Annotated in this window: 8 protein-coding genes; 6 read left to right on the top strand and 2 right to left on the bottom strand. The window is 68.6% G+C overall.

The genetic code is table 11. The features are described 5' to 3' along the window. The first annotated feature begins 61 nt into the window (after positions 1-61). Complete coding sequence (locus ACFWAY_RS28795) at positions 62-1,054, top strand: cupin domain-containing protein (RefSeq protein ID WP_378452108.1); 993 nt, start codon at positions 62-64, stop codon at positions 1,052-1,054. Positions 1,055-1,060: 6 nt separating this feature from the next. Here the strand turns inward: ACFWAY_RS28795 and glgP are convergent, their stop codons facing one another. Next, complete coding sequence (gene glgP, locus ACFWAY_RS28790) at positions 1,061-3,658, bottom strand: alpha-glucan family phosphorylase (RefSeq protein WP_378512997.1); 2,598 nt, start codon at positions 3,656-3,658, stop codon at positions 1,061-1,063. A 160-nt stretch (positions 3,659-3,818) separates the two neighbouring features. Here glgP and ACFWAY_RS28785 point away from each other — a divergent pair, with 160 nt between their 5' ends. Genes ACFWAY_RS28785 through ACFWAY_RS28775 form a run of 3 tightly spaced genes read left to right on the top strand, consistent with a single transcriptional unit; the run spans position 3,819 to position 9,503 of the window. Further along, a complete protein-coding gene (locus ACFWAY_RS28785) occupies positions 3,819-5,837 on the top strand; it encodes a maltotransferase domain-containing protein (protein WP_378512996.1) in 2,019 nt (672 codons plus the stop codon). Beyond that, positions 5,837-8,035 (top strand): 1,4-alpha-glucan branching protein GlgB, encoded by a 2,199-nt coding sequence (gene glgB / locus ACFWAY_RS28780; RefSeq protein WP_378452105.1) that lies wholly within the window; start codon positions 5,837-5,839, stop codon positions 8,033-8,035. The genes ACFWAY_RS28785 and glgB overlap by 1 nt, the downstream gene beginning before the upstream one ends. 46 nt (positions 8,036-8,081) lie before the next feature. After that, on the top strand, positions 8,082-9,503 hold the full coding sequence (locus ACFWAY_RS28775) for a neutral zinc metallopeptidase (protein ID WP_378512995.1): 1,422 nt from the start codon (positions 8,082-8,084) through the stop codon (positions 9,501-9,503). Positions 9,504-9,537: 34 nt separating this feature from the next. On the opposite strand, the gene ACFWAY_RS28770 is transcribed toward ACFWAY_RS28775, so the two are convergent. Next, positions 9,538-10,323 (bottom strand): IclR family transcriptional regulator, encoded by a 786-nt coding sequence (locus tag ACFWAY_RS28770; RefSeq protein WP_378512994.1) that lies wholly within the window; start codon positions 10,321-10,323, stop codon positions 9,538-9,540. Positions 10,324-10,374: 51 nt separating this feature from the next. Here ACFWAY_RS28770 and ACFWAY_RS28765 point away from each other — a divergent pair, with 51 nt between their 5' ends. Both ACFWAY_RS28765 and ACFWAY_RS28760 read left to right on the top strand, forming a co-directional pair. Next, on the top strand, positions 10,375-11,385 hold the full coding sequence (locus ACFWAY_RS28765; RefSeq protein ID WP_378512993.1) for a 2-dehydro-3-deoxygalactonokinase: 1,011 nt from the start codon (positions 10,375-10,377) through the stop codon (positions 11,383-11,385). After that, on the top strand, positions 11,382-12,008 hold the full coding sequence (locus ACFWAY_RS28760; protein WP_378512992.1) for a 2-dehydro-3-deoxy-6-phosphogalactonate aldolase: 627 nt from the start codon (positions 11,382-11,384) through the stop codon (positions 12,006-12,008). Before ACFWAY_RS28765 ends, ACFWAY_RS28760 begins: the two co-directional genes overlap by 4 nt. Positions 12,009-12,024 lie beyond the last annotated feature (16 nt).

The raw sequence follows: 12,024 nt of genomic DNA, 5'->3' as shown, positions 1-12,024 counted from the left end.
CCCGTCCGCGGGTATCCCGGTTCGCCTGAAAACGAGACCACCCGGTTCCTACGATTGGGTGATGGAACTCCCTGCGCGTTTCGACGACCCCTACCGCGCGCGACACCGGACGGCCGCGCAGATCCGCGCCGCCGGAGCGATCGGGTCGCTCAACGACGGGGTGGAGGTCCAGATCCACGGCGTCGCGACACGTCTGATCGCGTGGCCCGGCACGGGCTTCCAGACGCAGAGCGTGCACGTCCTCACCCTGGAACCTGGCCAGGAGATGGACATACATGCCTACGGTCTCGCCGAGGAGTCGATCCTCGCGCTGCAGGGTGAGGGGGAGGTGTTCGTCCGCGACCAGTGGGCGCGATTCCGGCCCGGCGACATGGGATTCTTCCCGCCTCCCGTCGAGCACGCGATCCGCGCGACACCGGGCGGGCCCGGTCTGGTGGCCGTCGCCGCGGTCTCGCCACCCGAGTTCGAACTATACGAACCCGCAGGCTTCTACAACCGGCAGTACGGCGTCGTCAACCAGGAAGCAGCCTGGTTCGCCAGGAGCAACGCGGCACCGGGCTCGCTGTCGGGTCCGTCGCAGCTCGCCTACCACGACGCCGACCCGGCCGTGCGCGCGTGGAACCTCACGGTCAGCGAGATCCGCACGCACGGGGCACTCTTCAACGTGTTCCGTGGCGCGAAGATCGATGTGATCGACGCCCCGATGGTGTTCGTGCTCTGGCCCGGATACGGCGCGCGGTCCACCGGGTTCCACTTCGCCAACGGCGACGACGGGCTGACCACCGCCGTGCACACCCACCCCGCCTCGGACGAGTGCGTGGTCCTGTGGGACGGCACGGCCCGGGCGTGGCAGCAGGGCGGGTGGCACGACATGGACGTGTTCGACGTCGTGTTCGCACCGTGCGGGGTCGAGCACGGGATCAGCTCGGTGACGGGCGAGGCGCTGTGGGGAGGCTTCGCCGCCCCGCCCCAACTCGACCTCTACGCGCGCACGCCCTACTACAACCCGCCCGGCACGTTCGCCGAGGTTCCCTTCGGCCGGCTCGACCGGTAGCGCACGTCAGGGGTTCGGCACCGTCACCAGACCCAGCTCCGACGGGTCGACGAGCAGTCTGTGGTGCGGAAGGACCCGCACCGTGTATCCGACCGATCCGGACAGCGGCAGTGCCAGGTCGGCGGCGAACAGCTCCCCCGACTCGTCCGATCCGGAGTGGGTCATCGGGACCGTGACGATGTCGGTGAGCTCCTCGTCCGGTCCGGCCTTCCCGATCACGGCCTGCACGGTGACGTCCGAGACGGACAGTTCGCCGAGGCGGATGCGGGCGCGGAGCACCAGATTGGCGCCGATCTCGGGAGTGTCGGGCAGCCCGGCGCCGTCGACCTGCAGAACCGCCACCGACGGCCAGGCGGCCTCGACGCGGAGACGGAACGCGGCGAGTTCGCGGGCGCCGGCGTAGTTCTCCTCAGCCACCGTCCGGGCCGATTCGGCGGCCGGCGCGTAGTACTGGACGGCGTAGTCGCGCACCATCCGCGACGCGAGCACCTTGGGGCCGAGATTCTGCAGCGTGTGACGGACCATCTCCACCCAGCGCACCGGCAGGCCGTCCGCACGGTCGTAGAACCTCGGCAGGACGGCGCGCTCGAGCAGTTCGTACAGTGCGCTGGCCTCGAGATCGTCCCGCCGTGTCTCGTCGACGACGCCGTCGGCGGTCGGGATGGCCCAGCCGTTCTCGCCGTCGAACATCTCGTCCCACCAACCGTCACGGATCGACAGGTTCAGTCCGCCGTTCAGGGCGGACTTCATCCCCGACGTGCCACACGCCTCGAGCGGGCGCAGCGGGTTGTTGAGCCACACGTCGCAACCCCAGTAGAGGTACCGCGCCATCGACATGTCGTAGTCGGGCAGGAAGGTGATGCGGTGCCGGACGTCGGCGGCGTCGGCGAAACGCACGACCTGCTGGATGAGGGCCTTCCCGCCGTCGTCCGCGGGGTGGCTCTTCCCGGCGACCACCAGCTGCACGGGACGCTTCTCGTCGAGGAGCAGGGCCCGGAGCCGCTCGGGGTCGCGCAGCATCAGCGTCAATCGCTTGTAGGTGGGCACCCGCCGGGCGAAGCCGACGGTGAGCACGTTCGGGTCGAACACCTCGTCCGTCCAGCCCAGTTCGGCGGACGTCGCACCGCGTTCGATCCAGGACGCGCGTACCCGTCGGCGCACCTCCTCGACCAGTTTCCCGCGCAGCGCGTTGCGGGTCGACCACAGTTCCTCGGCGGACAGGTCCTGCAGCCGCTCCCAGCCGCGGGCCTCCTCCACCAGTTCGGGGCCCAGGATGCGGGTGGCCAGATCGATCCACTCGGGTGCGGCCCAGGTGGGCGCGTGGACACCGTTGGTCACCGAGCCGATCGGCACCTCCCCTGCGTCGAATCCGTGCCACAGCGGCTGGAACATCTCCCGACTGACGATGCCGTGCAGCTTGGACACACCGTTGGCCCGTTGCCCGAGCCGCAGGCCCATGTGGGCCATGTTGAACACCGCCGGATCCGATTCGCGGCCGAGTCCGAGAATCCGGTCGATCGTGAGCCCCGGCAGCAGCGAGGATTCGTTCACACCGTTGTCGCCACCGAAGTAGTGCCGCACGAGGTCGGCCGGGAACCTGTCGATTCCCGCGGGAACCGGGGTATGGGTGGTGAACACCGTACCGGCCCGAACCGTGGCCAGCGCCTCGTCGAAGTCGAGCCCGCCGGTGGTGACCAGTTCACGGATCCGCTCGATGCCGAGGAAACCCGCATGTCCCTCGTTCATGTGGAAGACGGCGGGATCGGGCAGGCCGTAGGCGTGGGTGTACGCGCGCACGGCACGGACACCGCCGATCCCGGCGAGGATCTCCTGTTTGATGCGGTGGTCCTGGTCGCCGCCGTACAGGCGGTCGGTGACGCCCCGCATCTCGGCGTCGTTCTCCGCGATGTCGGAATCGAGCAGCAGCAGCGGGACGCGTCCCACCTGCGCGATCCACACGCGGGCGCGCAGAACCCGGCCACCGGGGATCGCGACATGGACGAGGACGGGTGCCCCACCCGACGACTGCAGCCCGGACTCGGTGAGCAGACGCAGCGGCAGTCCCTGCGGGTCGTGCGGCGGGTAGTGCTCGGCCTGCCAGCCATCCGAGGTCAGCGACTGCCGGAAATAGCCCGAGCGGTACAACAGGCCGACACCGATCAGCGGCAGGCCCAGATCGGACGCAGCCTTCAGGTGGTCGCCTGCGAGAATTCCGAGTCCACCGGAGTAGTTGGGCAGCACTTCGCTGACCCCGAACTCCATTGAGAAATACGCGATCCCACCGTCCAGCGACACTCCCTTGGCCTGCTGGTTCTGATACCAGCGGGGCCGGGACAGGTAGTCGTCGAGGTCGGCGGCCGCGGCGTCGAGCCGGGCCAGGAACGCGACGTCCTCGGCCAGTTCGTCCAGGCGGGCGGGATCGACCTCACCGAGCATCCGGACCGGGTCGAACTGCACCTGCCGCCACAGTTCCTCGTCCAGCAATCCGAACAGTTCCTGCGTGGCCGGATGCCACGACCAGCGAAGATTGGTGGACAGCGGACCGAGGGCAGCGAGCCGCTCCGGAAGGTGGGCTCGGACAGTGAACCGACGCAAGGCTTTCACCTCGCGAACGATAACGCACTACGGGCGTGGTTGCGCCGTGTCGGGGCGGGTAGACGCCAGATCTCCAATACGGACAGGAACCGGTCGACTCCATTACGGTTGAACGGGCGGCCCAGCCCACGAGCCGCCGGCAACTTCCGGCTATGGAACGGAGCCCAGTGTGACAGGTCGACTCGGTATCGACGACGTGGAACCGAACATCGGGTGCGGTCGGTATCCCGCCAAGGCCGTTGTGGGTGAGGTGTTTCCCGTCCGGGCAACCGTGTGGCGTGAAGGTCACGACGCCGTGGCCGCCACGCTCGCGGTGCGGGGACCGCGCAGTGCCGCGTCGGGCGGCTCGGCGACCTTCCGCATTCCGATGACCGGCGGTCCGGTGCCCGACACCGTCGACGGTTCGTTCACCCCGACCGGCGAGGGCGCCTGGACGTTCCGGATCGAGGCCTGGAGCGATCCGGTCACCACTTGGAAGCACGCGGTCGAGGCCAAGCTGGCGGTGGGACAGGGGCCGGCCGAACTGGCCAACGACCTCGAGATCGGTGCGCGGTTGTTCGAGCGTGCCGCGAAGGGCGTCCCCCGCGCGGACCGCTCGCGGCTGGCCGGGGTCGCGGCGTCGCTGCGTTCCGACCGTCACCTCTCCGAACGTGTGGCCCCGGCGTTCGGGTCGGACGTCACCGAGCTGCTGCGCGCACATCCGCTGCGCGATCTCGTCACGAAGAGCGAACCGCACACCGTGCTCGTCGATCGCACCCGTGCCCTGTTCGGGTCGTGGTACGAGTTCTTCCCGCGGTCCACCGGCGGCTGGGACGAGAACGGCACGCCGCGGCACGGCACGTTCGCCACATCCGTGGCCGCACTTCCCCGCATCGCGTCGATGGGATTCGACGTGGTGTACCTCCCGCCCATCCACCCGGTCGGCAAGGTCAACCGGAAGGGCCCCAACAACACGCTGACCCCCGGCCCCGACGACGTCGGCTCGCCGTGGGCCATCGGCTCGGACGAGGGCGGCCACGACGCGATTCATCCCCAGCTCGGGACGATGCGCGATTTCAAGGCGTTCATCGCTGCCGCCCGGAAGCTGCACATGGAGGTGGCGATCGACCTGGCCCTGCAGGCCGCACCGGACCATCCGTGGGCGAAGAAGCACCCCGAATGGTTCACCGTGCTCCCCGACGGCACCATCGCCTATGCCGAGAACCCGCCGAAGAAGTACCAGGACATCTACCCGGTCAACTTCGACGACGACCGCGACGGGATCTACGCGGAGGTCCTGCGGGTCGTCCGGCACTGGGTTGCGGCGGGCGTCAAGATCTTCCGGGTCGACAACCCGCACACCAAGCCGCCGGACTTCTGGGAGTGGCTGATCGCCGAGGTCAAGAAGTCGGATCCGGACGTCCTGTTCCTGTCCGAGGCGTTCACCCGTCCCGCGCGGTTGTACGGTCTCGCCCGCCGCGGTTTCACGCAGTCCTACACGTACTTCACATGGCGGACCGCCAAGTGGGAGCTGACGGAGTTCGGCAAGGAGATCGCCGCCAAGGCCGACGAGGCGCGCCCCAACCTTTTCGTCAACACCCCGGACATCCTGCACGAGAGCCTGCAGACCGGCGGCCCGGGAATGTTCGCCCTGCGCGCCGCGCTGGCGGCGACCCTGTCTCCCACCTGGGGGGTGTATTCGGGATACGAACTGTACGAACACGTTCCGGTGCGACCGGGCAGTGAGGAGTACCTCGACTCGGAGAAGTATGAGCTGCGTCCCCGCGATTTCGAGGGCGCCGCCGCGCGGGGCGAGTCCCTCGAACCGTGGATCACGGCGCTCAACCGGATCCGCAGGCAGCATCCGGCGCTGCAGCAGTTGCGCAACATCCATTTCCACCACGTCGACAACGACGCCCTGATCGCCTATTCCAAGTTCGACGCCACCACCGGGGATGCCGTGCTGACGGTGATCAACCTCAACCCGTACGGCGCCGAGCAGGGCAACGTGTGGCTGGACATGCCCGCGCTGGGCCGCGACTGGCACGACCACCTGACCGTGCTCGACGAGGTCACCGGGGAGCAGTATCACTGGGGGCAGACCAACTTCGTGCGCCTGGAGCCCTGGCGTGCGGTGGCCCATATCCTGGCATTACCGTCGATCCCCTATCCGGCCAGAACGAAGCTGGCCTACCGCGGAGGTACATAGTGACCGTCGAACCGCCTGTCGCCATCGCACCGGACGCCGCCGACCTCGACCTGCTGGCCCGGGGCGAGCACCACAATCCGCACTCGATCCTGGGCGCACACCCGCACCCCGACGGCACGGTGATCCGCGCACTGCGCCCCCACGCCGAGGCCGTCGACGCCGTCATCGGCGGGACGAGTTTCTCGCTCGAACACCTCGCGCACGGTGTGTGGGGGGCACTCGTCCCCTACCGGGATCTGATGGACTACCGGCTGTCCACGACGTGGCCGGGTGGTCACAACGACGTCTCCGCCGACGGATACCGGTTCCTGCCCACGCTCGGCGAACTCGACCTGCACCTGTTCGGTGAGGGCAGGCACGAGCGCCTCTGGGAGATCCTCGGCGCGCACCGCCGCCGCTACGACACCCCCGACGGCACCGTCACCGGCACCTCGTTCGCCGTCTGGGCTCCCAACGCCCGCGGGGTGAGTGTGATCGGCGATTTCGACGGGTGGGGCGGGCGGAACTACCCGATGCGGGTGCTCGGGTCAACCGGGGTGTGGGAGTTGTTCATCCCCGGTATCGAGGTCGGCGACCTGTACAAGTTCCGGGTCCACGGACCCGACGGCAGTGTGCGCGACAAGGCCGACCCCATGGCCTTCGCGACCGAGGTCCCGCCCGCCACAGCGTCCCGGGTGTCGGTGAGCACATACGAATGGAACGACGCCGAATGGCTGGCGCAGCGCGCGGCCACCGAGCCGGCGCAGTCCCCGATGAGCGTGTACGAGGTTCATCTCGGTTCGTGGCGGCCCGGGCTGAACTACCGCGAGATGGCCGAACAACTCGCTGCCCACATGACGGAGACGGGATTCACGCACGTCGAACTGCTGCCGGTGGCCGAGCACCCGTTCGGCGGTTCGTGGGGGTACCAGGTCACGTCGTACTACGCGCCCACCTCACGGTTCGGCTCCCCCGACGACTTCCGGTGGTTCGTCGACCACCTGCACGCCGCCGGCATCGGGGTCATCGTCGACTGGGTTCCCGCCCACTTCCCCAAGGACGAGTGGGCGCTGGCACGTTTCGACGGCACACCGCTCTACGAGCACAGCGACCCCCAGCGCGGCGAGCAACTCGACTGGGGAACGTACGTGTTCGATTTCGGCCGGCGCGAGGTGCGCAACTTCCTCGTCGCTAACGCGCTGTACTGGCTCGACGAGTTCCATGTGGACGGTCTGCGCGTCGACGCGGTCGCGTCGATGCTGTACCTCGACTATTCGCGGCCGGAGGGCGGGTGGACGCCGAACATCCACGGCGGCAGGGAGAACCTCGAGGCTGTCGACTTCCTGCAGGAGACCAACGCCACGGTCCACAAGCAGCACCGCGGAGTCGTCACCATCGCCGAGGAGTCGACGGCGTGGCCGGGTGTCACCCGCGCGACCAACGTCGGCGGTCTCGGGTTCAACATGAAATGGAACATGGGGTGGATGCACGACACCCTCGGATTCATGGCACACGATCCCGTCCACCGCAGCTATCACCACCACGAGATCACGTTCTCCCTGATGTACGCGTGGAGCGAGAACTATCTGCTGCCCGTCAGCCATGACGAGGTGGTGCACGGCAAGGGCACGCTGTGGACGCGGATGCCCGGCGACGACTACGCGAAGGCTGCCGGTGTTCGTGCACTGCTGGCGTACATGTGGTCGCACCCCGGCAAGCAACTGCTGTTCATGGGTCAGGAATTCGGACAGACCGGGGAGTGGTCCGAGGAGCGTGGACTCGACTGGTACCAGCTCGACGACCCGTACACCGGCGGCTTCCACCGCGGTCTGCTCCGGCTCGTCCACGACCTCAACGCCACTTACCGCGAGCGCCCGGCGTTGTGGACTCTCGACACGTCACCGGGCGGGTTCTCCTGGATCGATGCCAACGACACCGCGAACAACGTCCTGAGCTTCCTGCGCTACGGAACCGACGGGTCGATCCTGGCCTGCCTGTTCAATTTCTCGGGTTCCCCGCACGCGAATTATCGTGTGGGCTTGCCAGAACGGGGCGAATGGCGTGAAATTCTCAACACCGACGCCGAGATCTACGCAGGATCGGGTTGGGGAAATCTCGGTGCGGTGACGGCAACTTCGCAGCCGTGGCACGGCCGTCCCGCCTCCGCAGAGGTGGCACTGCCCGCGAACGGCGCGATCTGGATGAGTCTGGAGCGTTGATGAAGGCACGGCCTTGCTGACCCGACGGCGGCAGTGGGCTGCGAGCATGGGCGTTCTGGCCGTGGCCGCCGTCGTCCTGTCCGGGTGTACGCGTTCGGTGGACGGCGAGGCCGCGTCCATTTACGACGATCCGTTCAAGGTGGCAGGCCTGGATGCCACGTCGGGTCCGAGCGGTGCCCGCAAGGGCGTGCCCGACGCCGACCTCCCCGTCACCGGCACCGACGGCGGTGAGGTCGACACTATGGTCGCCAACGCGGTGAGCGACATCGAGGACTACTGGCGGACGGAATTCCCGGCACTGTTCCAGCGCAAATTCGAGCCGGTCGAGGAACTGATCTCCTGGGATCCGCGCGAGTCCGGCGGCCCGCGCTTCTGTGGGGACGGCACCGAGGAAGTCCTCAACGCCGGCTACTGCAGCACCGACCACACGATCGGCTGGGACCGGGCGCTGCTGCTGCCCGAGGTCGTGGAGAAGTTCGGCGTTGTCGCCGCCGTCTTCGTTCTGGCACACGAGTACGGGCACGCCGTCCAGACGAAGGCGGGAATCGCCGACGAGAACGTGGGCGGCGGCATCGTGCGGGAACAGCAGGCCGACTGCTTCGCAGGGGCGTTCATGCGGTACATCGCAGAAGACAAGGCGTCCCACTTCACGCTGAACACGTCGGACGGGCTGAACAAGGTACTCGCGTCGGCGGTGGCCATCGGTGACACCGACCCGAATGATCCCGACAACGTGCACGGCTCGGCGTTCGAACGCGTCACCGCCACCCAGATCGGATTCACGGACGGTCCGGCAGCGTGCACGCGCATCGACGAGAAGGAGATCGACTCGCGTCGTGCGGATCTGCCGCAGCGGTTCGCCGACGAGAGCGACGACGGCGAACTCCCCGTCACCGAGGAGTCCCTCGAGGCGTTCTTCACGTCCTTCCAGCAGATCTTCGATCTCAGCGATCCCCCCACGCTGCAACTCGACGGTGCCGACCTCGACTGCGCAGACGCCGACGCGACCGAACCGGTGTCGTACTGCCCGGCCACCAACACGATCGGCGTCAGTGTCGACGCCCTCGCCGAACGCGGCACACCGGGACGCCCGGGCAGGCGTGAACTCTTCCAGACCAAGCTCACCGGCGACTACAACGCGTACGTCCTGCTCGCGTCGCGGTACACCCTGGCGTTGCAGCGGGACCGGGGCAACGATCTGCACTCACCCCAGACCGCGCTGCGAGCCGCCTGCCTGTCCGGCGTCATCACCAGCGCGTTGAGCCCGGACAGTCCCGCCACACTGGAGGCGGGCAGCGTGTGGTTGTCCCCCGGCGACCTCGACGAGGCCGTGTCGGGGCTGCTCACCGACGGTCTCGCCGCCAGTGACGTCAACGGGGAGACCGTGCCGAGCGGATTCTCCCGGGTGGACGCCTTCCGCACCGGAGTGCTCGGCGGCGAGCAGGCCTGCGAGGGCCGGTACCGCTGACCGTCCCACCGCGTGACGTGGTCCGACCGCCGTCTCAGATCTCCCGGTAGCCGAGCGCCGCGGAGATCCGCCCGGCGGCCCGGCACACGACCGGCACGAGGCCGCGCATGCGCTCGTCGGGCATGTACGGGCTCGTGGCCGACACGCTGATCGCGCCGACGATCGCGCACGACGCGTCCCGCACCGGCGCCGCTACACAGCGGATTCCGGGTTCGTTGTCCTCGAGGTCCATCGCCGCGCCCCTTCGCGCGTAGTCCTGCATGCGCGCGCGGAAGTCCGCCAATCCGCGGGGGCTCGGTGGCCGCTGCCCCTGCGCGGCGTCGCTCTCGTACAGCGCATCCCAGCGCTCGGCCGAGTCCAGCAGCAGAGCCTTCCCGACACCGGCGCGTGTCAGCGGCATGCGGTGACCGATACGCGAGCGCATCTCGGCACCCCGCGACCCCGGCAATTTGTCCAGATACAGCACGGAACCGCCGTCCTCGACCGCCAGGTGCACGGTGTCGTGGACGTGCGCCGACAGCTCCTCGAGGATCGGGCGCGCGACGACGGGCAGCGGGTTGCCGTGCAGCGCCTTGAAACCCAGTTCGATCAACGTCGGACCGAGGGTGTACCCCCGGCTTCCGCTCCGGACATAGCCCTCGTGGACCAGCAACTGGACGAGACGGTGCGCGGTGCTGCGCCCCAGCCCGGTGCTCTCGACGACCGCGCGGAGATCCTGCGCCCCGTCGGAGACGGCGCGGATGACCGCCAGCCCCCGGGCGAGGGTCTGCGTGCCGGGTGGAATGTCGTACGGAGGATTCGCCACACCCCACTGTCCCACATATAGGGACCGTGTTCGTCATTATGGGATTCGCGTCCGATAGTGGTTCGCGTGATCCAGAACACCCCCGACCCCTCGACACCACGTCTGATCGCCCTCGACTGGGGCACGTCGTCACAGCGCGCCTGGCTCCTCGGCGACGGCGGCCGCATTCTGGACGTTCGCCGGCCGGACTTCGGATTGCTCGGCACCACCGGCGACGACCCCGCGTCGCGCACTCGTGACTACGAAGCCGCCTTCGACGAGGCCTGCGGCGACTGGATCGCGGCCGCCCCCGATATCCCGGCGATCGCCTGCGGCATGGTCGGCAGCGCCCAGGGTTGGCGTGAAGCCGGCTATCTGACCACGCCGACCGATCTCGCGATCGACGCCGACGACCTCACGACGGTCCCCCACCCACGCGGAGTGCTGCACCTCGTACCCGGCCTGCGCGTCGCCTCCGCCGCCGACGGCACCGTGGCCGGCGACGTCATGAGGGGCGAGGAGACGCAGATCATCGGGGCACTGGGCCTGCTCCCGCCGACCGACCGCCCACTGACGATCGTGCTTCCCGGAACACACACCAAGTGGGCACGAGTCGAGAACCGCAAGATCGTCTCGTTCGCGACGTCGATGTCGGGCGAGTTGTACGGCCTGGTGACGCAGCACGGCATCCTCGGCCGCACCGCCACCGCCGCCGTGCGCGACGACGCCGCGTTCGAGCGGGGCCTCGCCACGGGAACGTCGACGCCGTCACGCGGACTGCCCGCGGAGCTGTTCGGAGCACGAGCGCTCGTGCTCGACGGACTCCTCGATCCGGCGTCGCTTCCCGACTACGTCTCCGGCGTGATCATCGCGGACGAGATCCGGCATCTCCTGCCCCACTACGCCGACGGAAACCGAATCCTCTTGTGCGGAAACGCCGATCTCTGCAGACGCTACGCAGCCGGACTGCGCGTTCACGGCGTGGTCGCCGACATCGTCGCCGAGGAGGCCGCAGCACAGGGTTTGTGGCGCGTGGCGATCGATGCGGGGCTGGTCGACCCGGCGCCATCCACGAATCCCGAGAAGGAGTCCCTATGAGCACCACAGCCACTGCCACCACGACCGGACTGATCGCCATTCTGCGCGGCATCACCCCCGACGAGATCGTCGCCGTCGGTTCAGCCCTCGTCGACGCCGGGTTCACGGCGATCGAGGTCCCACTGAACTCGCCGCGACCGTTCGACTCGATCGAGCGGTTGGCGGCGGCCGTCGGCGACGTCTGCGTCGTCGGAGCCGGGACCGTACTGAGCGTCGGCGACGTGATCCGATCCGAAGCGGCCGGCTCCCGGATCATCGTCTCCCCCAACACCGACGTCGAGGTCATCGGCGCCGCCGTCGCCCGAAACCTGCACCCGTACCCGGGAGCGGCCACTCCCACCGAGGCGTTCCGTGCCGTCGGTGCGGGAGCGCGCAGCATCAAACTGTTTCCCTCCGACTCGGTCGGGCCAGCCGGGATGCAGGCGTGGCGGGCCGTCCTGCCGACGGAGGTCGAGTTGCTCCCCGTCGGCGGCGTCGATCGCACCAACCTCGCCGAGTGGGCCGCCGCAGGTGCGGGAGGCGCGGGACTCGGAACCTGCCTGTACCGGCCCGGGGACGGCGCCGACACCGTCCGCGACCGCGCCCTCACCTTGATGAACATCTGGTCGGCCGAAGCCGCCTGATCGACACCTACGACCA

This window comes from Rhodococcus sp. NPDC059968, from assembly GCF_042738615.1.
Classification (GTDB): domain Bacteria; phylum Actinomycetota; class Actinomycetes; order Mycobacteriales; family Mycobacteriaceae; genus Rhodococcus_F.
This window is presented reverse-complemented; position numbering and strand designations above follow the sequence as displayed.